The 26,237-nt window shown below is 68.1% G+C and carries 15 protein-coding genes and 1 pseudogene; 10 read left to right on the top strand and 6 right to left on the bottom strand.

The annotated features are described in order from the left end of the window. The first annotated feature begins 3 nt into the window (after positions 1-3). Genes ACFSVL_RS39040 through ACFSVL_RS39010 form a run of 7 tightly spaced genes read left to right on the top strand, consistent with a single transcriptional unit; the run spans position 4 to position 6,582 of the window. Entirely contained in the window at positions 4-837 is an 834-nt protein-coding gene (locus ACFSVL_RS39040) for an NAD(P)-dependent oxidoreductase (RefSeq protein WP_378311936.1), read from the top strand. A 19-nt stretch (positions 838-856) separates the two neighbouring features. Further along, positions 857-1,240, top strand: coding sequence for a nuclear transport factor 2 family protein (locus ACFSVL_RS39035; protein ID WP_378311935.1), 384 nt, complete (start codon positions 857-859; stop codon positions 1,238-1,240). Continuing rightward, the gene (locus ACFSVL_RS39030; RefSeq protein WP_378311933.1) at positions 1,240-2,265 is read left to right on the top strand and encodes a maleylacetate reductase; all 1,026 of its coding nucleotides are present in this window, start codon (positions 1,240-1,242) and stop codon (positions 2,263-2,265) included. The genes ACFSVL_RS39035 and ACFSVL_RS39030 overlap by 1 nt, the downstream gene beginning before the upstream one ends. Continuing rightward, positions 2,262-3,128: an intradiol ring-cleavage dioxygenase gene (locus ACFSVL_RS39025; RefSeq protein WP_378311931.1), complete on the top strand. Its 867-nt coding sequence runs from the start codon at positions 2,262-2,264 to the stop codon at positions 3,126-3,128. The genes ACFSVL_RS39030 and ACFSVL_RS39025 overlap by 4 nt, the downstream gene beginning before the upstream one ends. A gap of 32 nt (positions 3,129-3,160) precedes the next feature. After that, the gene (locus ACFSVL_RS39020; RefSeq protein WP_378311929.1) at positions 3,161-4,378 is read left to right on the top strand and encodes an MFS transporter; all 1,218 of its coding nucleotides are present in this window, start codon (positions 3,161-3,163) and stop codon (positions 4,376-4,378) included. After that, positions 4,375-5,424 (top strand): zinc-dependent alcohol dehydrogenase, encoded by a 1,050-nt coding sequence (locus tag ACFSVL_RS39015; protein ID WP_378311927.1) that lies wholly within the window; start codon positions 4,375-4,377, stop codon positions 5,422-5,424. The genes ACFSVL_RS39020 and ACFSVL_RS39015 overlap by 4 nt, the downstream gene beginning before the upstream one ends. A 21-nt stretch (positions 5,425-5,445) precedes the next feature. Further along, entirely contained in the window at positions 5,446-6,582 is a 1,137-nt protein-coding gene (locus tag ACFSVL_RS39010) for an alpha/beta hydrolase family protein (protein WP_378311925.1), read from the top strand. A gap of 151 nt (positions 6,583-6,733) precedes the next feature. Here ACFSVL_RS39010 and ACFSVL_RS39005 read toward each other — a convergent pair whose 3' ends face one another. Continuing rightward, entirely contained in the window at positions 6,734-7,240 is a 507-nt protein-coding gene (locus ACFSVL_RS39005) for a type VII secretion system-associated protein (RefSeq protein ID WP_378311924.1), read from the bottom strand. A 55-nt stretch (positions 7,241-7,295) separates the two neighbouring features. Next, positions 7,296-18,554 carry a TcdA/TcdB catalytic glycosyltransferase domain-containing protein gene (locus ACFSVL_RS39000; RefSeq protein ID WP_378311922.1) on the bottom strand — a complete coding sequence of 3,753 codons (11,259 nt, stop codon included), beginning with the start codon at positions 18,552-18,554 and terminating at the stop codon, positions 7,296-7,298. Between ACFSVL_RS39000 and ACFSVL_RS38995 the strand changes: the two genes are divergently transcribed. The 3 genes from ACFSVL_RS38995 to ACFSVL_RS38985 all read left to right on the top strand — a co-directional run bounded on the left by ACFSVL_RS38995 (position 18,538) and on the right by ACFSVL_RS38985 (position 21,323). After that, positions 18,538-19,404, top strand: coding sequence for a hypothetical protein (locus tag ACFSVL_RS38995; protein WP_378311920.1), 867 nt, complete (start codon positions 18,538-18,540; stop codon positions 19,402-19,404). The two genes, ACFSVL_RS39000 and ACFSVL_RS38995, sit on opposite strands and share 17 nt — an antisense overlap. Positions 19,405-19,899: 495 nt before the next feature. Then, the gene (locus ACFSVL_RS38990; RefSeq protein ID WP_378311918.1) at positions 19,900-20,982 is read left to right on the top strand and encodes a hypothetical protein; all 1,083 of its coding nucleotides are present in this window, start codon (positions 19,900-19,902) and stop codon (positions 20,980-20,982) included. Positions 20,983-21,200: 218 nt separating this feature from the next. Then, complete coding sequence (locus tag ACFSVL_RS38985) at positions 21,201-21,323, top strand: hypothetical protein (protein WP_378311916.1); 123 nt, start codon at positions 21,201-21,203, stop codon at positions 21,321-21,323. A 99-nt stretch (positions 21,324-21,422) separates the two neighbouring features. Here ACFSVL_RS38985 and ACFSVL_RS46640 read toward each other — a convergent pair. The 4 genes and pseudogenes from ACFSVL_RS46640 to ACFSVL_RS38970 form a co-directional block, all read right to left on the bottom strand. Beyond that, positions 21,423-21,788: pseudogene (locus tag ACFSVL_RS46640) on the bottom strand (WXG100-like domain-containing protein); the annotation flags it as partial. Positions 21,789-21,832: 44 nt separating this feature from the next. Continuing rightward, positions 21,833-22,534, bottom strand: coding sequence for a hypothetical protein (locus ACFSVL_RS38980; protein ID WP_378311915.1), 702 nt, complete (start codon positions 22,532-22,534; stop codon positions 21,833-21,835). Further along, positions 22,531-22,929, bottom strand: coding sequence for a YbaB/EbfC family nucleoid-associated protein (locus ACFSVL_RS38975; protein ID WP_378311913.1), 399 nt, complete (start codon positions 22,927-22,929; stop codon positions 22,531-22,533). The genes ACFSVL_RS38980 and ACFSVL_RS38975 overlap by 4 nt, the downstream gene beginning before the upstream one ends. 17 nt (positions 22,930-22,946) lie before the next feature. Then, positions 22,947-26,231, bottom strand: a complete 3,285-nt coding sequence (locus ACFSVL_RS38970; RefSeq protein WP_378311912.1) for a right-handed parallel beta-helix repeat-containing protein — start codon at positions 26,229-26,231, stop codon at positions 22,947-22,949. Positions 26,232-26,237: the final 6 nt, after the last annotated feature.

The raw sequence follows: 26,237 nt of genomic DNA, 5'->3' as shown, positions 1-26,237 counted from the left end.
CCCGTGCTGATCGGATTCGCCGGGCTCGGCCGGATGGGCGCGCCGATGGCCGCCCGGCTGGCCCGGGCAGGGCACACCGTCCTCGCCTACGACCCCGGGCTGGAGACGGCACCGGACGGCCTGACCGTCGTCGGCACGCCCGATCGGCTCGCGCGAGCGCAGCTGAGCTTCAGCATGCTGCCGGACGGAGCGACGACCCGTGACCTGGTGGAAAACGGGCTGACCAGCGCGAACCCGGGTCACCTGCACGTGGTGATGGGCACCGTCGGGCCCGCACTGGTGCGCGAACTGGCCGCCGGACCGGTGGAGTTGGCGGACGCGCCGGTGTCTGGGAGTGTGTCGATGGCGGAGGCGGGCTCGATCACGACGATGGTCGGCGGGACCGTCGCGCAGTTCGAGCGGCTTCGTCCGGTTCTGGCGGCGATGACCGCGACGCAGGTCCACACCGGACCGGTCGGTTCGGGTTCGGCGGCGAAGCTCGCGGTGAACACCGTGCTGGCCGCGGTCAATCAGGGCGTCGCGGAAGGCCTGCTCGTCGCGGAGGCGGGTGGGCTCGATCTGAAGGTGTTCTACGACGTGTTGCGCACCAGCGCCGCCGGCGCCCCGTACGTGGGCTACAAGGAAGAAGCGTTCCTCGCCCCGGCGTCGGCCGGGGTCGCCGCTCCAGTGTCGTTGATCCGCAAGGACCTCGGCCTCGCCCTCGACGTGGCGGGACAGCGATTGCCGGGCGCGGAAGCGTCCCGGGCCGTCCTGGACGATGCGATCGCCGCGGGGCTCGGCGACGAAGACATGGCCCAGGTTCTCGCCGCACTGCGGCTGCGCAATGCGTGCGCGTGACCGAAAAGGAGACGATTTCATGACCGCGCAGGTCGAAGCGACTATCCGGGCGCTGGAAGAAGACCGTTACACCGCAATGAATTCCGGGAACATCGACGCGTTCGTCGCGCTCGCGCACCCGGATCTCGCCTACACGCATTCGAACGCCGTCACCGACACGCTGGATTCGTACCGGGAGAAGCTGCGGTCGGGCTATTACGTCTACCACCGCATCGACCACCCGATCGAGCGCATCCTCGTCTCCGGGGACACCGCGGTCGTGGTGGGGGAGATGCGCGCGGACATCACCGCCGGCGGAACGCGGAAGACGTTGGCCAACAAGGCATTGGCGGTGTGGGTGCGCGAGGACGACCGCTGGCTGTTGCTGGCTTACCAGCCCACCGTGCTGCCGGAGCCGAACTGATGACGGCGTTCACCTACGACGCATTGCCCGGCCGGGTGGTCTTCGGCTCCGGCACCGCGCGGTCCCGGCTGCGTGCGGAAGTGGAAGCGTTGGGGGCCAAGCAGATTCTCGTCATCGCGGACAACGTCGAGCTGGCCGGCGAGTTGTCCAGCTCGTTTGCCGGCCGGGTCGCGGCGACGTTCACCGAGGTCCGCCCGCACGTCCCGATCGAGGCCGCCGAACAGGCGCGAGCCGCTGCGGACGGGGCCGACCTGGTGCTGTCGGTCGGGGGCGGTTCGACGACCGGTACCGCCAAAGCGGTCGCGCTGACCACCGGCCTGCCGATCCTGGCCGTGCCCACGACGTACGCGGGCTCGGAGGTCACCCCGGTGTGGGGCTTGACCGAGGCGGGCCGCAAGACGACCGGCACCGATCCGCGGGTGCTGCCGCGGACCGTCGTCTACGACCCCGACCTGACCCGGACGTTGCCGGTGGAACTGGCGGCCGCCAGCGGTCTCAACGCGATGGCGCACTGCGTCGAAGCGTTTTGGGCACCGCGACGCAACCCGGTGTCGAGCGCGGTCGCCGAAGACGGGATCCGGCACCTGGCCGCCGGGCTCGCCGACCCCGCAGCGGCCGAGGAGTTGCTGCTGGGCGCGTACCTGGCCGGATCGGCGTTCGCGGTCGCAGGATCGGGACTGCACCACAAGATCTGCCACGCCCTTGGCGGAGCGTTCGACCTGCCGCATGCGCAGACGCACGCGATCGTGCTCCCGTACGTCCTCGCCTTCAACGCTCCCTACGCTGCTGATGCCGCGTCCCGTATCGCCCGCGCGCTCGGGGTAACGGACCCGGTCGCTGGGCTGTACCAACTGGGCGCACGCCTCGGCGTCCCGGCCGGACTGCGTGAACTCGGAATGGCCGAGTCCGATGTGGACACTGTGCTGGCGGACCTTCACATGCCCGCCGATAACCCCCGTCCGGTCACCGCCGCGGCCCTTCGATCTCTGCTGCATGCCGCGTGGGCGGGAAAGGATCTCACATGACTGAAACCCTTGCTGCTGAACGGGAACAAGCCGTCACCGACGAGGTCGTGGCCAGCTTCGACGGGGCCGGGCCGCGGCTGCGGGAAGTGCTGCAGAGCCTGGTCCGGCACCTGCACGGGTTCGCGCGGGAAGTCCGGCTCAGCGAACGCGAATGGGAGGCGGCGATCGCCTTCCTCACCCGTGCCGGGCACCTCACCGACGACCGGCGGCAGGAGTTCATCCTGCTGTCCGACGTGCTCGGGCTGTCCATGCTGACCGTCGCGATCAACGAACCGCAGACTCCCGGCGCGACCGAGGCGACGGTTTTCGGGCCGTTTTTCCACGACGAAGCTCCGGAAATCCCGCTCGGCGGCGACATCGCGCGCGGCGCGGCCGGGACGCCGTGCTACGTGTCCGGGCAGGTGCGCGACACCGACGGCAAGCCGATCGCCGACGCGAGGATCGACGTCTGGGAAGCCGACGAGGACGGCTTCTACGACGTGCAATACGCCGACAACCGGTCCGCCGGCCGCGCGTGGCTGCGCACCGGACCGGACGGCGAGTACCGGTTCTGGTCCGTGCTGCCCGCGCCGTACCCGATCCCGCACGACGGTCCGGTCGGCGATCTGCTCGCGGCAGCCGGACGCGGCCCGATGCGGCCGGCGCACCTGCATTTCATGGTCACCGCGCCCGGGTACCGGCGGTTGATCACCCATATTTTCCTCGCCGGCGACCCGCATCTGGGCGACGACGCGGTGTTCGGCGTGAAAGAAAGCCTGGTCGTCGAGGCGGTGCGGCACGAGTCCGGGCCAGCGCCCGACGGGACCGCGCCTGAGGGCGGCTGGGCGGGCATCGAGTTCGACCTGGTGCTCGTCCAGCACTGATTGCACTGGCAACTCAACGTGGAGATGCGAAAATGAGAAATTCCCGGTGGATCGTCCTGGGCGGATGTTTCCTGGCTTACCTGTTCGACGCGCTGGAGATCGTGCTGCTGTCCCTCGCGCTGCCGGTGATCCGGCACGACCTGGGGCTTTCGGTCACGCAAGCCGGACTGCTCGCGACCGCGACGTTGCTCGGCATCGGCGTCAGCAGCGTCACCGGCGGATACGTCGCGGACAACTTCGGCCGGAAGAAAGCGCTGATCGCCTCCCTGCTCGTGTTCGGCGGGTTCACCGCGGCGCTCGCCGCCGTGCCGAACTTCAGCGCGTTCCTGATTCTCCGGTTCCTCGCGGGCATCGGGCTGGGCGCGGTGTGGAGTGTCGTGTCGGCCTACGTGGTCGAGACCTGGCCGCCGCGCTACCGCGGTCGCGCCGCCGCGTTCGTGATCAGCGCGTTCCCCGCCGGAGGGGCGATCGCCGCGCTCATCTCCGCAACCTTCCTGCCGGACTGGCGGTTAATGTTTCTCACCGCCGGAGCCGCGGTCGTCGTGCCGGTGTTACTCGTTCTCATTTTCTTCCCGGAGTCGGCGAGTTGGGCTGAGCAAGAATCACACGACGCGGACGGCTCCGTGACAGTGGCTAACGTGCTGAGCGGCTCGCTGCGCCGGACCACCCTGCTGGGCACCCTCATGGCCGCGCTGGCCCTGACCGGGTACTGGGGCGCGACCACCTGGCTCCCGACCTACCTGACCGTCGAACGCGGTCTGCCCGCGTCCGCGGTCGCGATGTTCGTGACCATCCTCAACCTCGGAATGTTCCTGGGTTACAACGGTTTCGGGCTGCTCGCCGACAGCGTCGGCCGACGCCGGACGATCGTGCTGACGCTCGTCGGAGTCACCGTCACGCTGCCTGTCTACGCGCTGATGACCCACCAGACGGCACTGATGTGGCTCGGCCCGGTCTTCGGCGCGTTCACCGCGTTCTTCGGCTTGTTCGGGTCTTACCTCGGCGAACTGTTCCCCACCCGCGCGCGAGCCACCGGGGCGGGATTCTGTTTCAACGTCGGCCGCGGGATCTCCGCGTTCGCCCCGTTCGCGCTCGCCGGTCTCGCCGGGACGATCGGGTTCAGCGGCGGGCTGATCGTCTGCGCGGGATTCTTCGCCCTCGCCGCGATCACGACGCTTTTCCTGCCGCGCACCACTTCCGTCGCGGACCTTTCGCCCGCGACCGAGCGCGTCCGGGGAGCCGCGGCATGATGCGGGCGGCGGTGTACCACGGCCCGCGCGACGTGCGGATCGAACAGGTTCCGGTGCCGAAGCCGAAAGACGGCGAAGTGCTGCTCGCGGTACGGCGCAACGGTCTGTGCGGAACGGACGCGACGGAATGGGCGAGCGGCCCGGTCATGGTGCCGCTGCACCGGCCGCATCCGGCCAGCGGGCACGTCGGGCCTATGATCCCCGGGCACGAGTTCGTCGGCGAGGTCGTGGACGGGCTTCCCGGGTTTCCTTCCGGCACCATGGTCTCCTCCGGCGCTGGTGTCTGGTGTGGACAGTGCGATCGGTGCGCGGAGGGCCGCACCAACGTCTGCCGCGGCTACTACACACTCGGGCTGAACGCACCGGGCGGGCTGGCCGAGTACGTGGCGGTGCCTGTGAAGACTTTACAGCCGATCCCCGCCGGGGTGTCCGTCGATGCCGCAGGGATGGCGCAACCGCTCGCGGTCGGCCTGCACGCGGCACGTCGAGCGGGCGTCCGGGACGGGGATGCGGTGGTGGTCATCGGGGCTGGTGCGATCGGCACGTTCGTGCTCGCCGGGCTCACCCACCTGCGGCAGGCCGAAGTGACGGTGATCGACCTTCCCGGTGCCAAGCTGGAGCGGGCCGCGAAACTCGGTGCGGCTCGCACGCTGCCCGCCGGTCCGGACGTCGTCGGCGCGGTCCTCGAAGCCACCGGCGGCCGAGGTGCCGACGTGGTGATCGAAGCCAGCGGTGCTCCCGGGCAATTCGAAAACGCGCTGCGGATGGTTACCGCCGGCGGGCGGGTGCTGGCAGTAGGGCTGCCCAAGGAGAAACCGGCCCTGGATCTGGTCTCGCTGGCGCTGCGGGAGGTCACCGTCGAGTCCACTGTGGCCCATGTGTGCACCGCGGATCTGGGGCCAGCGCTCGAAATCCTGGCCGAGGGGACGCTGGAGGCGGTGCTCCTCGACTCGGTGATCCCGCTGGCGGACTTGGTATTGCGGGGTCTCGAACCGCTGGCGTCCGGCGCGGTCGACGGCAAAATCCTCGTGGCTCCCGGGGACTGAACCGGCAGAGAGGACAGCTCGGTGCTGAACTATTTCAAGGACTATCCGGCCAACCTGTCGTTGTCCATGGCCCTGGACATGGGGGCCAACCTGGACGAGATCGACCGGGCCTGCCGGGACCTCCGCGACCACGCCCCTGGGCCAGGGCTGGCTGAGCCGTTCTTCAAGGCGTGGATCGGGGCGGGCGATCGGCTCGTCCGCGCGGCGGAGAGGGACGAGGCCGCCGGACGCCGTTACTCCGCTGCGGAGAAGTACCGGCGCGCCACCGTCATGTACATCACGGGCGAGCGGATGCCGGAGCACGACAATCCCGCGCGTGTCGAGGCGTATGACCGGCTTCTCGCCACCTTTGGCAAGTACCTCGAACTCGGCGAGGTGAACTGCCAGCGGGTTTCGGTGCCCTATCAGGGGTCGTTCCTCCCCGCGCTGTGGGTGCCGGCCGGAGAGTCCGCGGCTCCCGCCGTGGTGCACTTCAACGGCCTCGACGGGATCAAGGAGTTCCTGTTTCTCACCGGCTTCGGCACGGCGCTGAACCGCCGGGGTGTCTCGGTGTTATTCGTTGACAACCCCGGTGTGGGGGAGGCGTTACGTAAGCACGGCCTGCACAACTTCGCCGAAGCGGAAATCCCGGCCGGGGCCTGCGTCGACTACCTGGAAGGCCGCCCCGACGTCGACGCGGACCGGATCGGGATGGTGGCGCTCAGCCTCGGCGGGCACCACGCCGCCCGGGCGACCGCTTTCGAACCGCGGTTCAAGCTGTGCGTCTGCTGGGGTGCCAACTACGACTTCGCGGCACGGCTGCGCAACCGCGTCGGTGGGAACGGTGCACAGCCTTCGGTGCCGCATCTGTTCAAACATCTCATGTGGGTGTTCGGCACCAGTTCGCTGGAGGAGTGCGTCGAGGCGACCCGGAACTTCCACCTGCGCGGGATCCTGGGCCGGATCACCGTGCCGATCCTGATCACCCATGGCGAGGAGGACCAGCAGATCCCGGTCTCCGAGGCGTGGTCCACGTACGACGATTGTGTGAACAGTTCACACCGCGAGCTGCGCCGCTTCACCGCGGATGAGGGTGGTGAACAGCACTGCCAGATCGGGGAGATGTCGTTGGGGACTGATTATCAGGCTGACTGGATCGCGGAGGTGTTGCGGGCGTGATGTGCGGGGTTAGGTGGTGATGTCGCGGATGCTGTCGGCGAGCAGCCGGAGGCAGGCGGTTGAGCAGCACTGTCAGATCGGGGGAATGTCGTTGGGGACCGATTACCAGGCCGACTGGATCGCGGAGGTGCTGCGCCCGTGATGCGCGGGGTCAGGTGATGATCTCGCGGACGCTGTCCGAGAGCAGCCGGAGGCAGCCGGGCGAGCCGGGGTTGAGGAGCAGGTCCACGTCGTCGTAGTCGTTCAGCAGGCGGAGCAGGTCGGCGGGCGCGGCCGGACGCCAGCCGGCGGCGCGGACCCGCCGACGGTGGGCCGGAGCCGTCGTCACGAGCAGGCAAGGGATGTTGTCCGGCGACGGAGCGATCAGCGGCGTCTCGTCAGTGTCCACCGCGAAGGCGAAGGCTGACTCGCGGAAGACGGTCGCCAGCTGGTCGAAGTCGGCTTCGCCGCGTGCGGTCAGGCGGAGTACGGCGTCCAGCGGATCGGTCGGGGAGTCCTCCGCCGCCGGTTCGTAGGCCGGGTTGGGCTCGAAGCGGCTGACGGAGCCGTCCTCCCGCGCGAGCCAGCCGCCGACCACGGCCCGCGGCGGCGGGCTCGCGGCCGCCGGCTCCGGTTGCCACGCCGGGTCGACGAGCAGCACCCACTGGTCATCGGACATCGCCGGTACCTCCTCCGCGTCCGGTGGTGAATCTACTGGCGGCGCCGATCGAAGCTCATGCACGGCCGGGGCCTCCTTGCGCGAGTTCGGCCATTTCAGCGGCTTGCCGGGCGGACGCGGCGCGTTCCTCGGCCTGGTAGCGGCGGATGGCGGCGGCGGTGTGCCAGCGGTCCAGCCAGCCGAGCCCGACGACGCTCAGCCGATGCAACGCCGGCCGGGAGCTGCTTCGGCCGTCGAGGGCGTTGCGCAATACGGTGCGGAACGCGTCCGCAGGCAGGTTTTTCGCGGCCAGCTTCTCGATGGCGGCGGTCAACTCGCGGGCGTAGCCGTCGGGGTTCGGGCGGTCGGCGATCCGGGCGATCTCTTCCCGCAGCAATGCGCGGCCACCTGGGGCGTTGAGGACGGCGTCCAGAGCGCCGTGCCGGTCCAAGACCTCGACTGCCTCGGCGATTCGGGTGACGTCGGTGCCGTGGTGGGTCGCCTCGGCCAGGTCCTCGAGCACCGCGGCCGCGTCCGGTTTGCCCAGGAGGGTGTCGGTCACGCCGTGCAGTTGCAGGATGGTGTGCTGCTCGGTCAAGTCTTGCGTGTGAAGCGATGACAGGGCGGCCAGTTCGCGAACAGCGGTCCAGATCAAATCTGGACGTTCGTGCTGGGAGACCTCGATCGGGGTGGTGAATTTATCACGGCGGAGTTCCGCGAGGACCCAGCCGAGCAGCTTGACGGTGCCGTCCCGGTCGTTCAGGGCGATCGGCCCGGCCGGCGGGCGCGGGCGGAACCACCAGCGGTGCGAGGCGGTCCGGACCAGTTCTTGGAGCATCAGGTCCGTCTCGGCAGTTCGCGTGCCGCCGCTGATCAGGTAGTCCGCGGCCGGGTGTGCGCTGGCTGACGGCTGGACGGTGACCGCGTCGACTGGACGGTCGGTGCCGTCGGTGCGCAACTGGTCGGTGAAGGCTCGGGTGGCTGTCGCGTCGGTCGTCAGGACGAAGTCTGCTGTGGACGGTCCATTGGGGACTGAGTAGTGCACCCCCACGGTGTGACCGCCGTGCTTCCAGGGGCGCGGGGTCGCGGGCATTGGCTCGTTGTCCAGACCTCGGAAGACTTTCGACGTCTCGATGGGTGGCGGGAAAGAGACCTCGACGCGACCGTCTCCTTCGGACACTCGGATCTTCACTGGGACGCGGTCCAGCACGTCGGCACCCAAGGCGTCGGCGAGGCGCCCGGCCAATTCGCGAGCCGCGGCGGTGGCGTGCGCATGACCGTCGGGACCGGTTCCGGTGACCTCGATCGGTGCGACCGAACCGTCGGTCGAACGGAGTGTCTCGATGAGATTTTCCAGTGGGGCAGGCGAATCTGCTACCAGGACCGCGTCGGCGGCATGCAGGGTGGCGGCGCGTTGGACCTCGCCCAGGTGGTAATGCACGCGGCTGTCGTCGATGGTCAGCAGCGCGCGGGCGGCCGGGGGCAGGGGAACGTCGTGCACCTTGCCGGTGTAGCTGCTGCGATCGGTGACTGTCCGGACGAGGGCGGACAATTCCGGGTCGTCCGCGAGGTAGGTCAACGCGGCTTGCCACACGAGGTCCGGATCGGCGTGCTTGCGCACCGCGGGTTCGACGGCGGTCAGATGCAGATCGCCGTCCCGGTTGTACAGGCCGCGCACCAGCGTCTGGACCACGCGCTGGGTCAGCTCCAGCGTCTCGAACCGGTCCGACAGCGGAGCCGGATCGCCCTGCGGCGGCAGCAGCCAGCTGTGGTCGCTGTTCATCCGGACCTCCGTCATGCCCGGCAGTTCGAGCGCGGAGTTCAGGCCGATCCGCCGCGCTGTTTCGGTCAGCGCGACCGGGCCCGAGCGGTACATCACCGACTGCCGGTGCACGCGGCCCAGCGGCGTCGCGAAGAAGCCCTGTCCGAGCGAGTCGACCTCGCGCGGCATCAGGTTCGCCTGCGTCTGCCCGTAATTCTCGCGCAGCTGATCCAAATAGGACGCGGCGAACGGGTGTCCTTTCGACATGGTGAACGCCGAGTTCGCGATGTTCCCGCCGACCCGGTGTACCGCGTAACCGGCGTCGGACTCGGCGGCACGGACGACGTCGTCCAGTGCGTGCACGACGTTGTCGCCGTCGGTGTAGAGGCCGCCGAACCGGTGCATCAGCTCCAGCCGCAGGAGGTCGCTCGCGGCCGCGAAGCCCGGCCCGGTCTGCTTGGCCAGTTCGGACAGGTAGAACTCCTGTGTCCGCATGGGATGCTCGCTGGTGAAGACTTCGTCCACATTGACCAGTTGGATCCCGTGTTCCGCCGCCCACCTCAACAGATCCCGGACGTCGTGCAGCGGGTCCGGGCCCTCTTCCGGGGCAGTGGTGGTCAGCGCCAGTTCGGTTTGCCAGCGCGGCACGTCGGTCCACAGCACGGGGACGATGCCCTCGCCGAGCCGGTCGGCGGCGTCACCGAAGTTCTGGCGGAAGGTGTGCATGGTGCCGGTGTCCTGGAGTGGGCCGCCGAGCCAGATGGCGTGCATCAGCAAGGGGGTCGACGTTGTCTTCGCGAGAGGTTCGACGTCGCCGGGTGCCCACGTGGACAGCTTGTCGTCGGGCCGTTCCTTCTCCAGGGTCCACTCGCGATTGTCGTCCAGTTGCGCGGGATCGAGGTGTTCGTGGCTCAACTGGTAGCCCTTGGCGAGGTCCAGCCGGTCCAGGAAACTGAGGCCCTGTCCGGCGGTGAGGTTGCGGAAGTCGTGTCCGCGCAGGAATTCCGGCGGTTCGGGGGCACGGTACAGGCCGAACAGGTCCGGGCCCAGCAGCGGTGCTGGGGGCGGGCCGTTGACCTTGGTCCGGTGCAGGTCGGCCACCAGGTCGGCGGGGGAGGAATAGTGGTTTTCCTCGGCTGGTGCTTGCTGATCGCTTTGGGCGGGAGCAGGGCCGAAAGTGCGGAAATGCCCGCCGTCGGTGACGGTGGTGAAACCGTGTGTCGCTCCAACGGCTTTGCCGAGCGTTGCCGAACTCCGGCCGAACAGGGCTGGCTTGGTCGGCGCGTGCACTGTGGACGGTCCGCCGAGTTCGCTGAGCGCGCGTTGGAAATCGTGGGCGAGGCCGCCGGGTCCGTCGGTCTGGCCGGTGCTGCACGCGATGAGCGTGATGGACGAATGGGATTGGGCCAGCGGAGCCGCTTGCGCCACGATCCGGGCGAACGTGTCCCCGTCGACCCGCACCGTCCGGCCGCCGAGCAGGTTCACCTTGACCGACTGCGCGCGGCCGTGCGCGAAGACGAAGAGGGAGTCCTTGTCCCATGGCGCGGTGGTTTCTTCGCCCCATTCGCCGAACCGGCGGCCGGACAGTTCCGGGGCCGTGCCGTCCGCGTTGGCCTGCTTCAACAGCGGATTGAACTTCTCCGGCGTCGCGCCTTCCGGAAGAGTGCTGACCGTACCGGAATTGTCGGAGACCCAGTCCTGTTCAACGCCCTCGGTGTGTTCGTTCGCCGGAAGGAAGGAGATCGCGCGGACCCGGCCGGAGCTGTCGGTGATCTGGCGGGTCTGGATCTCGGACAGGTCGAAGTCGTACGGGCGGTCGGTGTCGCTGTCCCAACCGGACACTGTCGTGGTGTCATTCGCCTCGACGGTGCCTTCGTGGTGCTGCTCCGGGGTTTCCTCGTCCGGTCGCGGCCAAGCATGCGCGGTGATCTGGCTGTCCACTTCGGACTTGGCCTGCCACCATTTCCGCAGCGCCTCGTCGGCCTTCTCCCGGGCCTCCTGGATCCGGTTGCTCGCGTCGTCTTGCCGGGCGGCATGTTCGGTGTGGTTGTTGCGGTACTCGTCGAGCACGGCCAGGATTTCCGCCGCGCGATCCTGCGCCGCTTGCCGCTGCTGGACCAGTTCGGCCTGCTCGTTGCGGATCTGCTGGGCTTGCCGTTGCGCGTTCCACGCATTCGCGACCAGATCGCTTTGCGCGACGGATCCCGGTTCCTCGCCGAGAGCCAGGGAAAGAAGCTGCTCGTCGAGTTCGTTGAGCCGGGCGATCTCGTCGTTGCCGGTACGCAGTGCTTGGCCCGCGTCGCGCGCCTCGTTCTGCGCGTCCTGCACCGCTTGGCGCATCTGCTGCACCGGGTTGTTGTCGGCGGGGAGGTTCAACCCGCGGGCACCTTCGGCTGTGGTGCGGGCGTTGTCGTTTTCGGACAGCCACGCGTCGTCGAAATCGCGCTGCGCTTTTTCGAGTTCCTCTTCCGCCGTGCGCCAATCCTCGGCGGCCTTCTTCACCGTGTCCTGCGCTGAGGTGAGCGTCTCCGGTAACGGCTGGCCCAGCGACTGTTCCAGGTCCGTCTCACTCATCCGCGTCCGCGAGGACTGCGGAACCCGCACCTCGACCGCCGCGGTCTTCCCGTCGACCGTCGCGACGACGCGGTACTCGACATCGAACCCGACCAGACCGGTCCGGCCCTTGTCCTTGCCGACGACAGACCGTTGCGCGGCGCTGGTGCTCGACGTCGGATCGGTCCGGCCGACCGGGCTGCGGACGTCGAGACCGCCCCAGGAATGCGTGTTCCGGCCCGGGTCGGTGATCCCGCCGGTGCCGATGTTGCCCTGCTGTTCGCCGGTGACCGTTTCCTTGGTCTCACCGGTGAAAGTGGACCCGGTCTGGTCCGAACGCTCCAGTTTCACCGAATCGCTCAACCCGACCAGATCCGGTTTCACCACGCGGGAGTACACCTTCACCGAGGCGTGGCTGCTGCCGGTCACCGCGGAGGAATGCAGATCCGGGGTCGAGAATGGTTTGCCCACCATGCCCGGGAGATGTGCCTGCAGCGTTTCATTGGTGATCGAGGAGGACAGCGTATTGTGCGCGCCGGTGCCGGGCCCGGTGAGGCCGTTGCCCGCCCCGGCCAGCCGCAGCGCACGAATGGCGGCGGCTCGCACATCGGCGGCACCGCGAAGCCCTTCTACCGTCGAAGACTTCGGCAGCGGCCCGAAACCCTCCTGCTGCCAGGCGTCGAGACGGTCCGAAGTGGACTCCGTGGCGCTGAGTTCAGTGGTCCGAGATCCGTACAGTTTGGTGTGATACTGCTCGTCGCCAGAGATCCTTTGATCATCCGCGGACGACCTCGCCGTCACCGTTGCTTCCTGCGACGCGACTGGATAGGTATGCCCGTCCCGGGCGACAACCAATTCGAACTGGACCTGATGCTGATACCGCGCGGACGGCCCGCTTGACGACGAGGTCAATGCCGTGGTCGTGGCTTTGTTCTCGACGGTCTGGTCGCTCTTCGCCTTGGTTCCGGAAGCGCCCAGGTACGCGCCGTCGTAGCCGCTGACCTTGGGCTGGCTGTCCTGGAACAGGCCACGGCCGGCCCCTCGGACCTGTCCGCCATAGGACGAACCGTGGCCGGAGTTCTTTTTGTCCGTGCGGGTCGCGTTGACGACGTGGTCGACCTCGCTGCCGTCGTGCTTCACGTCGAGGAATTGCGTGTCGACGATCTTCGCCTTGAGCAGCAGCTGGTAATTGTCCGTCCAGAGCACGCCCGGGTCTTGAGCCAGTAACGAGACGCCGCCGTCGAGCGCACCGTCCACAAGGGAGGTGACCGCTTCCGGGGAGGCGGTGTCGAGCGTCCGCTGGAGGTTGTTCATCGAATCGTCCAGCACCGACTTCGGCAGCAGCTTGCCGCCGAGCTTGCCGAGCTGCTGCCGGGCGTCCTGCACGAGCTTCGACAGGTTCGGCGCGTCTTCCAGCACTGCCGCGCCGAGCGAGCTGGACTTGCCGCCGACCAGCGGTGGGGCGGAAAGCTTGCCCGGCGCCGGAGTGCGCGGCTCGATCGGCGGCAGCAGTCCTTCCGCGCGTGCCTCGTCCTCGGTCATCGCCACGAACACCGAGCCCGGCAGCTTGACGTCCGCGCCCGCTCGCGAGATCGAGCCGTTGATCAGGCCTTCCTGCCGGCTTTCCGCGATCAGCCGGACGTTCGTGTCGTACTGCACGAGTACCGTTCGACTGTCCGAAGAGGACCGGTTGGTGTGATCGATGCTCGCGGTGATCTCGTTCGACGAACCGGAACTGCGCTGCCACGGGCTCCACTTGGCGGTCCCGAAAAGCTGGCCTTGGCCGTGCGTGTCGGTGCCGGTCGGCCGAACGGTGAGGCCGAGTTGCACGTTGGCTTCGACGGATTGCTTGTGCGTGTCCTCGTAGCTCGCCTTGGCACCGCCGGAATACGTCCGGTCGCCGCCGCCGGTTTCCGAGACCGCCACGAGCTTCGGATTGCTCAGCGACATCCCCATGCCGAGGCCGCCGACGCGGTCGGCGACGCGTCGTTCGTACCGGAATCCGTTCGCCGTTCCGCCTTGTTTCAGCAGCTTCGGGGTCAGGCCGCGGAAGTTCTCCGGAGAGAAAATCCGGTCCACGCGAGCACGCGCCTCGCTGCCGGACAGGCCGAGCACCGCATCACCGCCGGCCGCACGCTGGAGCTGGCGCAGTGCCTCATCCCGCAATGCTTCGGTGTTGGCGAAGGCCTCCACGTGCAGGAACTTCGGCGTTGTCTGGTTTTGCTGTTGGGTGAGCAGGTCGTCGATGCTGGGAGTCTCGTCCGGCCGCATCGAGACGACGCCTGGCTTGCCGGGCTTGAATTCCGCCGGGTCTTTCTTCAGAGCGGCGCCGTCGTTGATCCACATATCGACTTTGCCGGAGATCGGCGGCAGATCCGGGTCGCCGGTCTTGGCCACAGTGGACACCTTGGGCGTGATCCGGAACGGCGACCCGGGCGTCAGCCGCCGCACCCACGGCCGGTTGCGGGTGTAGCTGGTGATCTCGACCTCGAATTCGACGTCGTGTTCGAACACCTGCGAATCCGGGCTGCCGCCTTTGCCGGTCGTCGTGGTGACGGTCGGGCCGCCGGAGTTCTTCCAGGTCCGGTTGTCCGAGTATTGCAGCGGCGTGACGGTCGGGCTGATGCCGAGGTTCGCGACCGCCGACGCCCCTGGAATGATCACCCGGCCTTCGACGCCGACCGACCAGCCCCGTTCGGTGGTGGTCGCACTGGTCAGCGACGGGCTGGTTTCGTTGCTGTTCTTGACCGCGCGGCCGTCTGCCTGGCCAAGATGCCGGCCCGGCCCGGGCTTTGCCTTCACGGTGACGTTGATGTATTCGTCGGTGAACAGCCCGCGCCGCTTCAGTTGTGCGGAAACGCCTTGCGTGAGCAGACTGTCCATTTTGCCCCGCAGAGAGGCGACCGAGAACGCGGACGTGATCTTTCGCAGGTTCGCGAACCGTTCGGCGATGTCCTGGCTGGAGCCCTGTTTGTCGCTTTGGAACGGGTCCCAGCGCGGCAGGAACTTGTCCGCGCCAGGAAGATTCCGCAAGGCGTTCTCGATCTGCGGCTGCACCCGCGTCGCCGGTTCGAACGATCCCGGCCGGGCGGTTCCGGCCGCCATCGCCGCCGCGAGATAAGGCGGCTCGTATCGCGCACCGACGTCTTTGAACTTCACCGGCGTGTTCTTCGGGACCGGCAGGCCCTGCGCTTTCGCCTCGGGCAACCCCATCCGCGTGTACGAAGTGGCCTGCACGGTGGTCTTCTCGCCGGTGGACGTGGTGACGTCGAGGTCCACAGTGACCTTGTATAGCCCGATGTCGCCCTTCGCGTTCACTGTGGACTTGTTGGTGAAACTAGTGCCGCTTGTGGACTGTTGATTGACCTTCCGGGAGTAGCTGCCACTGACTCCGCCGACCCCGCCGACGGTACCGGGCACATAGGACCCGCCGCCGAAGATCGCGTTGAACTCACCGCCGTACTTTGACGAGACGGTGGTGCTCCCGCCGTTCACCGCGGAGTCATTGAACCGCAGTTCGCTGTCGCCGGGAATCGTGCCGAGGTATTCGACGTTCGTCGGACGCGCTGCGAGCTGAACTGCATCGCGGTGGGCACCGTGTGGGCTGAGCAGGTCGTTCGACACCACCGGGCTGCCTTGCATCGCGGTGCCGAGCATGCTGCGCACCCCGCCGCGGCTGAGGAACTCCCGCAATGACGTGCGGCCCGGGGCGCCGAATTTCGTCACCGAAGGATGCAGGTTCTTGCTTACCTGGTCGAACAGCGCGTTCTCGTCGAAATCGACCGCTTCCGGCGAAAGGAATTCGATCTTCTTGGCCCAATCCGGCTTCGGTTCCGTCGGTCCGACCGTCTGCTCTTGTTTGAGGTTGGCCAGATCGGTGGACAGCACGAGTCCAACGTGTCCATCCACAGTAGAACCGACCAGGCCGCCGGTTTCGGTGCGCACCGTGATCTTGTAGGTCACCGGTGCGTCGGCGCGCTCCGTGTCGCCTGCCGTGCGGATTACGCGCTGGTCAGTGCCGGTCGTGGTGCCAGTGTGCTCCGCGGAGGGGCTGGCGAGCTGTGCGGTGCCGCCGACCGACGCGTACGGGCCAGCCGGGAACAGCCCGAAGTACGACGTGCCAACGACATTCGCGGTGGTGTCGGTGTTCGCGCTCGCGTGGGTGGTCTTGACCTCGTTCTTGACGTCGCTGATCGTCGGCTGCGGCAGCTTCGTGATCTGGTCGGCGTTGACCCCGCTGAAGTCCGGTTCCGCGGTGACGTGCACCTCGTACCACTTCTCGCCGACGCGGACCATCGACTTGCGTCCATCGCCCATAAAGGACTCGAACTCGGGCCCGGCCAACGATTCGGTGATCGCGTCGATCCCTTGTGCCGGCGGCAGGTTCTGCTGTTTCGGGTTCAGGCGGTGGATTAGATTCTCGATGCTCGTGCCAACGTCTTTCGCGCCGCGGACGTCGACCGGGACCACCGAGCCGAGCGCTTTGCCGTCACGGGCGAACTCAGGCAGCCGCTCCGAGAGCGGGCGGTGGTCAGGCTCCTCCTCGGTCTGCTCGTCCGCCACGAGGACCGCTTGTTCTTGCGGGGCTTTGATCGGCGTGTGCAGAGTCGGCTTGCCATCAAAATCGGGCTGTGGGTGGTGGTCCTGACTCGGCTGCGGACTCGGCGCGGGCGCGTCGCCGAGATGGTGATCACGGATGTTCGCCGTGTTCGACACGGACTCAAGCTGGTCGAGATTGCCCTGATTCAGCCGGGAATCTTGCCACGCTTTCGGCCCCATCACGCCGGTCTGGTCGTCGCGGTTGAACAGCATCTCGTCGTTCTTGTAACCGTCGCCGAGACCGAGGAAGTGCATCAGCTCGTGCGTGACGCCGAAGGTCGAATCGTGCACATCCCAGTTCAGCTGATTCGTTTCGGGAGTTTCGGGGTCCACAGTGGAATCGTGCAGGTTCACCGGGATCCGGCTGCGCGGGTCGGACTGCCAGCCAGTGTCGTCGGGGTGGATGTCGTCGGCGACGCGGACGTCGAGGCGGACGTGCAGCTGGTCGCCGCCGGGCAGCCGGTAGGACTGGTTGACCCAGTCGTCGAGGTGGGTTTGCAGCTCCTGGACGAACCGGTCGCGCTGCTCGGGTGACACCGACCCCGAATGGGAGGTGAGATCGATCGGGATGGTGTGTTCGCGGACCCACTGTCCGGGCGAGATCTCGAACCGCCGCACGTCGAACCGGATGTGCGCCATCGCCCCGGCGAGCTGCCCGCCCCGGAGACCCGCACGGTTTCCGGCGAACTGCTTGGCGATCTTCTTGATCGGATCGAACCGTTCCGAGGAAAAGCGCGTCACGGGTGCAGTGTCGCGACGACCGTTCCAGTCCTTCGGTCCAGGGAATTTCTTTTCCGGTTTCAGGTCCTTCGCTGTGTTCCCGGTATTCTTCGGCGCGGCCGCCGGAGTGTGCGTCGGCGGACGGCTGCCGCTGAGGTTGTCGACAAGAGCCTGCCGCGTCGCCAGAGTAAGCTCCGCGAGCTTCTTGCCGTCCTCGACGTTCTCCTTCATGCCCTTGACCAGCGCGGTGCGGTCGTCCTTGGGCAGATTCGCGACCACGTCGGAAAACTTGTCCGGTTTGCTCGGCGTCGGCCCGGTCGCCGTGATCCCGTGGAAAGCGGCTTTGGCGGCGATCTTCGCCAGATTCGGATCAAGAGTCGTGTGGTTGCCGAGATAGTGGCCGATCTGGTCGGCCCACCGCGTCTCGTTCGCGTGGCTCTGGGCGAGCGCGGTGATGCCGTTCGGGTCCGTGCCGAGCTTGCCCGCGATGCGCGATCCGTCGGTCTGAATGGCGAGATCGGAGGAGAATTTCGCGATCGCGGTCGGGTGATCGCTGTATTGCCAGCCGGGATTGCGCTGCGACAGAACCGAATCGACGATTCCCCGGCCCTCCTTCGCGCCGTACTCGAAGGTGCCGGTGTTGGGGTTCTTGATGCCGAACGTGACGTCGTTTTCGAGCTTGTTCCCTGCCATCCGGACGAAGGTGTTCGGCTCGGGAAAATAGACGGACCGGGAGTCGATCCCGGCCAAGGCCTGCCGCACGTCGAGATCCAGCCGCGCGGCGCGGTTCGCGAGGTCCCCGTCCTCGGGCCGGACGTGGTAGCCGCCGCTGACCACCTCCGGCGGCCCCTCGGGGTTTTGGCCGACGGCGGTGGTGACCGCGTCGAACAGCGGCCCGTTGCGGGTGTTCAGAGAGTGGACGTCGGCGTCTCCCGTGTGCAGATAGACCTCGTTGTTCCCGCCTGCTTCCCGGATGCCGTCGACGAGCCGCCCGGTGACCGGGTTCCGGGCGATCGTCTCGCGGATGCCGCCGTAGGGGATCGTCTTCTGGTCGATGGTCGGGTTGCTCGGGTGCTTCCAGGTGAACCCGATCAGGGCTACTGGAAAACGGTTATCCCAGGTATTCTGGAATTGCTGGATCTTCTGGTTTATTGCTTGTTCGGATCCTGGCGTGCCGTTTATCCCGATCACCAGGGCGAAGCGCCCGTCGGCGGAGTTTCCGGTGAATCCGCTTGAGTACTTCTCGGCGATGGCGCGGAGATCGTCGTTCGGCGTTGCCGCGACGGTGGCTACTACGCCGATGCTGTTCTGGTTGTTCTCGTTGCGGGCGCCTAGAGTGCCGATGATGCCGGTTTCGTGGACGACAGTGTACTTGAAGTTCTTGTGGTGCTGGGCGAAGTCGGCCTTGCCGCCGGTGATCGGAGGCTGCTTGCCTGTGTTCGGGCCGGGGCCGGTGGCCGGTGTGGGCTTTTTCGGGGCGGCGACGGGGGTGTGGAGGTTCTTTGGCGCGGCGGCGGTTTTTTTCGGGGCGGCGACCGGGGTGTGGAGATTCCTTCGCGCGGGGGCGGGGAGGTCCCGGTGCGGTTGGGGGGCTGGGGCGGGGTTGGTGTTGATCGGCTTCGCTGGGGCCAGGGTCGGGGGCGGCTTGGGAGCCGTTTTCGCGGCGGCCGGGTTGGGGGTGGCGGTGGGGTCCGGGTTCACGGTGGAGGTGAGCTTTGCATCGGTGGGGGAGGCGGGCTTTGCACCGGTGGAGGAGGTGCTGGTGTTCTGGGCGGGGGTCGGTGCCGGGGTCGGATTGGCCGACGGACCCGGATGGGGGCTCGCCGCCGGGGTTGGGTCGGGGCGCGTGGTCAGGCTCGGGCGCGGATCGGTGGTGGGGTTCGGGCGCGGGTCTGTGGCTGAGCTGGGGTTCGGCGTCGGGGCGGGGGCAGGGGCTGGCTTCGATCCAGGGTTCGGAGCGGGGGTCGGGGTGGGGCCGGTCATCGGCGAGGTGGTGGAAGGAACTGGGCTGGGGGTGGAGGACTGCTTCGGGTTCGAGGCGGGGTTGCCGGCTTGGTGCGTGTTGGTGTCTGGGGTCGGGGAGGCGTGGGACGGGGGTTGGCTGGTGACCGGTCCGGTCGTGCCTGGGGTGGAGGTCGGGCTGGGAGCCGAGTCGATGCCGGTGACGCTGGTGGACGTCGGCGGGGGAGGCGGCTTGGGCTGCGTGAACGTGGCTGGGTTGGGGTTTGAGCTGGTGGGTGTGGGGTCGGGGTTGGTTGTGGAGGTGGTTTTCGCGCCAGGGGTGGCGGAGGCCGGGCCTGGGTTGGTGGTGGAGGTGCGGCCGGGGTCGGGGGACGGGGAGGCGTTGTTGTCGGCCGAGGTTGCGGGAAGGGCGGGGTTCGGGCCGGGCGACGGGCTCGGGGAAGGGCTTGGGCTTGGCGAAGGGGCCGGGGAGGTGTTGTTGCCGGCCGAGGCCGGGGAAACGGCGGGGCTCGGGCCGGGCGGTGGGCTTGGGGAAGGGCTTGGGCTTGGCGTAGGGGCGGGGGAGGTGTTGAGGTTCGTGGCGGGGTGAGTGCCGGGGTCGTGCGGGGAACCGGTGCCGGGGTGGTTGTCGGGCGACGGACTTGGGGTGATTTCCGGAGCGGAGTGCGGGGAGGCGCTCGACGGGCTGAGCTGGGGTGTGGGGCCGGGGTTTGCGTTCTGGGTGCCGGTGAATCCGGGGAGGCCGGTGTCCTGGTGCGGGGTGGTGATGGGGGATGGGGTGGGCAGGTGGTTGCTGGTGGCGGGGGTTGCCGCCGGGTGGTGGTTGCTCGCGGACGGAGGGATCGGCTGGCTGTTCGCGCCGTGGGGGTTGGGCGGGTTGCCGGGCTTGACGGCGTCCGGTGTGGACGGGGTCGACGCTCCGGGGTTGCCGGCGTCGGTCGGGGGTGCGACGGGAGTTCCGGTCTTGACCGAGTCCTGAGTGGACGGTGGCGGGGCGGCGTTGTGCTCGGTGCCGGTCGCGCCTTGGCCGGTGGGGGTGGTGTTCGGGCCGGGACCTTGGTTGGGGCTGGTTTCGGGGTGGGGCGTGGAGTTCGTGCCGGGGGACGGGGTCTGGTTGCCGTTCGTGCTGGGGCTGGTGGCCGGGCTTTGGTTGCCGGTCGGGTCGGGGGTGCCGGTCGGGTTTTCGGCGGGGGTGGTGACGTCGTGGTTGGTGCTGGTTCCGACCTCGTTTCCGGCGCTGGGACTGGGGCCGGAGGCGTGGTTGCTGGAGGGGGTGGCGGCGTTGTGGTTGCTGCCGGGCGAGCCGGGGCTCTGCGGAGAACTGCCGGGCGTGTCGGGGTTCTGTGGGGAATTGCCGGGCGTGTCGGGGTTCTGTGGGGAATTGCCGGGCGTGTCGGGGTTCTGTGGGGAATTGCCGGGCGTGTCGGGGTTCTGCGGGGAATTACCAGGCGAGTTGGAGCCGTTTGCTGGGGTCGTGTTGCTCGCGGAGCCGTTGGGTGCGCTGGAGTCGCCGGGCGAGTTTGCGGCGGTCGACGGCGGGTTGCTCCCGGAGGTGGGGTCGGAGCTGCCGGGGGCGTTTGCCGGGGGCGGGCTGCCTGCGGTGTTGGGGGTGCCGGTCGAGCCGTTGGAGTCGCCCGGGGCGGCGGGGTTGCCAGCCGAGGGTGAGCTGTTCGTGGGGTTCTGCTCGCTGGATGGGGTGGGGGTGCTCGTCGTGGTTGAGTTGCCGGGGGAGTTTCCCGGCGGTGTCTGGTTGTTCGGGGTGGTGGAGTTGCTGCCTGGGGAGGGGGAGTTGCCGGGGCCGCGGGAGTCGCCGGGGTTGCTGGAGTCGTTCGGGCCGGCCGTGCCGTTGGAGTTGCCAGGACTGCCCGATCCGCCGTGGCCATTCGGGCCGCTGGAGCTGTTCGGGCCGCTCGTGCCGTCGGAGCCGTTCGGACTGTCCGATCCGCCAGGGCCGTTGGAGCCGTTGGAGCTGCCCGACCCGCCCGAACTGCCCGACCCGCCCGAGCCGTCTGACCCGCCCGAGCCGCCGGGCGAGGTCGGGCCGTTGACCGGGTTGACCTTGATGTTCCCCGTCCCGCCGTCCCCGCCGGGATCGTTCGGTCCCTTCCCCTGGCCGCCGGCATCGCCGCCGCCGGTTAGCTTGTCGTGCAGGCTTTGTCCGGCATGATGTGCGCCGTGCGTGGCTGCGCCGCTGAGGCCGCCGTTCAGGGCTCCCCAGCCTAGGCTGTCCAGGTCGCCGCCGAAGAGTCCTGCGCCGGATAGGCCTACTACGACTTCCGTGGCTGCCTCCACGCCGGCGGCGCCGAAGACGTTGTGGCCCCACTTCCCCAAACCGCTGTGTGCGCCAGCGGCGAACGCTCCGCCGATCGCGCCCAAGGCGGCGTTTTGGCCGATTTGTTTCCAGTCGAAGCCGTCGCGATTGCCCTGGGCGATCTGGATGAACTCGGCCAGCATTTCCTCGGCCGCCTCTTCCGCGGCTTCCTGCGCGGCCTCTCGGGCGACCCTTGACAGCAGGCTCATCAAGCGCGACATCAGCGAGCGTTCGATCTGCATCACGGCAGTCCGTCCGGCGGCCCAGATTCCGGGGATCAGGGGCGCGGTGAACGGGTTTGTCATTGCCCAGATCAGGTCCGCGGCGGTGACCGCAATCGAGATCAGGATGCCGTATTTGGCGTTTTCCACGTTCAGCGCGTATTCGCGCAGGGCGGCGGCTTGTTGTTGGGCCCGGTAGGAGAAACCGGCGCCCATGGTGCTGAGTTTGTTCGCGTGGTCGGCGAAGTTCGTCGCTACGTCGCCGCCTACGTTGGCTACTACCTGTTGCGAAAGCTGGCTGAAACCGGTGCCCGCGGCGGCGATCTGTTGCGCTACCTGGTCCCATTCGGCGGCCAGTTCGCGGGCCTTGTCCTCGTCGCCCTGGGGCCAGGCGTCACCCGCGATGATGTAGAACACCCAGTTCAGGCTGGGGTCCACCATCAGGCTCATCGCGGGTCACCTCCTTGTGCGGAGCGGGAAACGAGTCAGGAGATCGGGTCTTCCGGCGGGACGGGGGGCTGGGCGGGGATCGATGTGGCGGGCAGCCAGGACTCGCCTTCGGGAGCCTTGGAGCGGACGAAGACGGTTGACTTGGCCGGTTGCAGCGGGGTGACCTCGCCCTCCGTGTTGGCGAGGACGGGGCGTTCTGCCGAAAGGCGTTTCAAGCGTTGTGGTTCTTCGCCGCGGTCGGGAGTCTGGGCCCGGATGCTCTTGGCCGCGGTCCAGCCGCCGCCGTCTTCGGCTTCGGGGTCCTGCTTGCCGAGGAGTTTCCCTTGGATCCGTACGCCGCGGCGGTATTCGGTCGGTGGTGCATCGGTGCCGCCTGGGTCGGCTTTGTGGACTTTGCCGTTCAGGTCGGTGAAGTTCTTGAAAAGCGCGTTCGATCCGTCGTAGGCGCCCTGGTCGGCTTCGCGGAACGACGTGGCCATGTCGGAGATCGCGTCCCGGGTCGCTTCGACAGCAAGGGCCCAGGCGTTGATTCCATTGTAGATCTCCGCGGCCGACTGGATGTGCGTCTTGGAGAACTCGTTGCCGTTCTTGTCGTTTCCGGCCGCGTCCTGGATCCGGCCGGGGTTGGCCAGGCTCTGTACCCGCTGGGCGAGCGTGCGCAGTTCGGCGCTCTTGCCGTCGAAGCCGTCGCGGCCGCCGTCCAGGCCGTCGGCGTCGACGAAAAACTGGTCGGTCACGGGAGGATCCCTTCGTCGAATCCCGGCACCCGGGCCGAGAAAAGGGTGTTGACGTCGGCTTTTCCGCTCATCAGGTCTTGCGCGGAGATGCCGGGCGGCAGCAGGGGGGCCATCAGTTCCGCGGCGGCGGTGATCGATTTCTCTCGTGCGGCGGAGATCGTTTGCACGATCACCGAGGCCAGTTCCGTCGGGGCCATGCGTTTGTAGGCGCTGGTGGGGAAGGAAAGCTCGGTCAGTTCGCCGGTGCGGCCGACGGTCGCGGTCACCTCGCGGCGGGCGGAGGTGACGGTGCTGGTGGCGGTTTCGACCTCGCGGCGGGTTTCGTCGAAGTGGTCGCGCTGGCGTTGGTAGGCGCCCATCGCGTCCTCGAGCATCTTTTCGTACTGCGAGCTCATCGGGTCTCCGTAAGGGGTCAGCCGACCGAGGCGAGGCCGGGTCCGAGGGCCAGGGCTCCGGTGTCGGGCGGGCGGATGCCGCGCAGGTCGGCGGCGGCGAGCGTGCGGGACGCGGCGGCGGCCGAGAGCGTGCGGGCGAGTTCGTGTGCGGCGTGTGCGGTGTGGTCGGACGCGGCGGAGAGTTCGTGGGCGAGTGCGTCGCGGACGTCGTCGGGGACCTCGTGGCCGCGCCGGACCAAAAGGCGCACGGCGATTTCGGCTAGCTCGTCCACTGTGTACTCGCCGAGTTGCCAGCCGTAGGGGAAAGCGTCGCGCAGGGTCGGCAGTTGGGCGAGCAGGTCGCCGACTCGGTGGCTTTCGCCGGTGAACACCACGACGGGATCGGCCGGGCGGCGGCTGATCATTTCGGACAACGCTTCCAGGGCTTCGATCCCGGGGGTGTGCGGCGAAGTGTCCCAATCGCCGTCCAGGTCGATGACCAGGGTGCCGCCGGAGGCGTCTTCCACCGAGGCCCGGACTAGGTGTTCGGCTTGGCCTGGCCATTGCGGCGAAAGGTCTTCGGCTAGGTTGCGGCGGACTAGCTGTCCGGTCGGGGTCATGCCGAATTCGGAGAGGATTTGTGCGTACAGTTTCGCGTATTCTGACCGGCCGGTGCCGCGTTTGCCGCTGATCACCAGGTTCGCCTGATGGCCGAGGGGGCGGCGTTCGTGGGTGAGCTTGCCGAGGTTGAGCAGGAGCCGTTCGGCGTTCTCTCGTACCGATTTCTGGCCGACTAGGCCGCTGAGCCGTTTCCAGCCCGTGCTGGTCGAAACAGCGGCGGCTGGGTCGGCGGTGACCGAGACGGCCGACTTTGTCGCGGAGGGGAGTTGTGTGAGTTCTGCTTGCAGATCGTCGGCGGTCAGCCGGTTTAGTTCGATGTCCTTGGACGGCGGGTGCAGGGCTAGTCGGGAGGCCTGGTTGTTCACCATCGCCTCGAACAGTTTGCGTGCGACGCGGCCGTTGCCGAACGTCGAGTTCTTCGGCACCCGTTCGAAATACTCGCGCAGCGCGGCCAGTGCGTCGTCGGTCATTTCGTAGTAGTGCTTGCGGGTCAGGCCCGTAGTGATGGTGACCAGTTCGTCGACGCTGTAGTTCGGGAATTCGATGGTGCGGGTGAATCGCGACGCGAGGCCGGGGTTCGACTGCAGGAACTGCTCCATCTGCTCGGAGTAGCCCGCGACGATCACCACCAGCGAATCGCGCTGGTCCTCCATGATCTTCATCAGCGCGTCGATGGCTTCCTGCCCGAAGTCCGGGCCGGAACCGCCGGTCGGCGCGCTCAGCGTGTACGCCTCGTCGATGAACAGCACGCCGCCGACAGCCTTCTCCACGACCTCGGTGGTCTTGATCGCGGTCGACCCGATGTACTGGCCGACCAGGTCCTGGCGGGCCACCTCGATCATGTGCCCCTTCGACAGGATGCCGAGTTCGGCGAGCACCGTGCCGTACAGCCGGGCCACGGTCGTCTTGCCGGTGCCGGGCGGGCCGGCGAACACCAGATGCCGCGACATCGGCGGCATCGGCAGGCCCATCCGCTCGCGCATCTGGGACATCTTGATCAGGTTGATCAGGCCGGTGACCTCCTTTTTCACCCCGGCCAGCCCGACCAGCGCCTCCAGATCGCCCAGCGGGCCTTCGAGCACCTCGCCCGCGGCCTCGCTCACGGTCTGCTCGGCGGCGACGTCACTCGGCGGACCGGCCGGCACTTCGGCGGCGCGGGTGTGATCGGTGCTCAGGTTGTCCACGTCCGCGTGTTCACCGTTCACAAGTTCGCCGGCGGCATTGTTGACGACGCAGTCGCGGATGCTGACCGGTTCGGTGGTTTCCACGTGGAAGCCGTCCTGGCCCGCGCCGAGGACCTCGCATTCGGTGAAGGACGCTTGAGCCGCGACGTACACGCCGTTGCCTTGCGCGTTGCGCACCCGGCAGCGCGAAGCGGTTAGCGAACCCGAAGAGACCGTGATTCCGTCCACTGTGGAATCGATGACCTCGCAGTCCTGCAAGGAGATCTCCGCGGTTCCGGCTACGTGCAGGCCGCCGCCGCGCACCTGTGCCGACTTCGCGGAGGACGGTGCGCTGGCGGTGAACGAAACGGCCTTGTCTGCGGTCGAGTCCACCCGGAGGTCCATCATCGTCAACCGGGCGTCCTCGGTGACCCGTACCCCGCTTTCGCGTCCGGTCTCGATGGACGCGTCGGCGAGGTCCAACGTGGACTGTCCGGAAAGGACGATCCCGACGCCGCTCTCGGGGGTCATTCGCAGTCCGCCGACGGTCACCGCGGCTTCCGCGCTTACCGACAGCGCGGTGTGCGTCGAGCCTCGCACGGTCGCGCGTTCGAACCGGGGCCGGGCCTGGTCGTCGACCAGGATCGTGACTGGCGAACCTTCAAAGGTGCAGTCCACGAACTGCGGTGCCGCGGTTCCGGTGGCCTGTACCGCGTTCGTGCCCGCTCCGGCGAAAACGCACTCGCGCAGCAGCGGTTCCGCGGATGCGGCGATGTGCGCCGCCTGCATCGGTGCGGAACGGAATTGCGACGACGCCACGGAAACCCGGCCCTTGCTGGTCACGTAAAGGTCGACGTTCGCGCTGTCCCGCACGGTCAGCCCGGTGATCGTCGCGCGCCCCTGCTGTTCGACGACCATCGCCGGTTTCTGCGCGCCGACGATCTCGCACTGCTCGACAATCGCGACCGCTTCGCCGTTGACGCACACTCCGTTGCCCGCCGCGCCCCGCACGGCGCATCGGCGCAGCAGTACCGAACCGGACTCGGCCACGACCACTCCGGACGACGCGGCGTCCACGATCTCAGTGTCCTCAATGGCCGATTGCACCGGCGAGGCGATCACCACCCCGGCACCGCCGGTGCTGGTCACCGTGCAGCCCCGCAGCGCGAGCGAACCTTCCAGCCGGGCCAGCAGCGTGGCCCACGAATTCCCGGACACCCGGCAGCCGTCCAGCGCCGCCTCGCCGCGGACAACGTCCACAGTGACCAGTTGATCGTCGGCTCCGGTGAGGACGAACCCGCTCAGCTGCACGGCTTCGGCGTTCGCGACGAGCGCGCTTCCGGTGCTCGCCACGATTTCCACGGTGCCCGCGCCTTGTTCGGCCACCAGCGAGACCATCCGGTCCACGACGAGGTTTTCCTCGTACCGGCCCCGGTGCACGCTGATCGTCGCCCCCGGCTGCGCCTGCGCCAGCGCCGCGCCGATGGTGCCGAACGCACCCGGCCGGTCGCCGCCGACCACGAGCAGCTGTCGGTTCATCGTCTC

Origin of the sequence: Amycolatopsis silviterrae (assembly GCF_042684085.1) — a bacterium.
Taxonomy (GTDB): domain Bacteria; phylum Actinomycetota; class Actinomycetes; order Mycobacteriales; family Pseudonocardiaceae; genus Amycolatopsis; species Amycolatopsis silviterrae.
Note: the sequence above shows the minus strand (reverse complement) of the source record. Positions and strands in the feature narration are given on the sequence as shown.

Bases quoted from the DNA above. Each gene is read 5' to 3' on its own strand.
- ACFSVL_RS39035 (WP_378311935.1), top strand. From the start codon at position 857: ATGACCGCGCAGGTCGAAGCGACTATCCGGGCGCTGGAAGAAGACCGT.
- ACFSVL_RS39030 (WP_378311933.1), top strand. From the start codon at position 1,240: ATGACGGCGTTCACCTACGACGCATTGCCCGGCCGGGTGGTCTTCGGC.
- ACFSVL_RS39025 (WP_378311931.1), top strand. From the start codon at position 2,262: ATGACTGAAACCCTTGCTGCTGAACGGGAACAAGCCGTCACCGACGAG.
- ACFSVL_RS39020 (WP_378311929.1), top strand. From the start codon at position 3,161: ATGAGAAATTCCCGGTGGATCGTCCTGGGCGGATGTTTCCTGGCTTAC.
- ACFSVL_RS39015 (WP_378311927.1), top strand. From the start codon at position 4,375: ATGATGCGGGCGGCGGTGTACCACGGCCCGCGCGACGTGCGGATCGAA.
- ACFSVL_RS39005 (WP_378311924.1), bottom strand. From the start codon at position 7,240: ATGTCCGATGACCAGTGGGTGCTGCTCGTCGACCCGGCGTGGCAACCG.
- ACFSVL_RS38975 (WP_378311913.1), bottom strand. From the start codon at position 22,929: ATGAGCTCGCAGTACGAAAAGATGCTCGAGGACGCGATGGGCGCCTAC.
- ACFSVL_RS38970 (WP_378311912.1), bottom strand. From the start codon at position 26,231: ATGAACCGACAGCTGCTCGTGGTCGGCGGCGACCGGCCGGGTGCGTTC.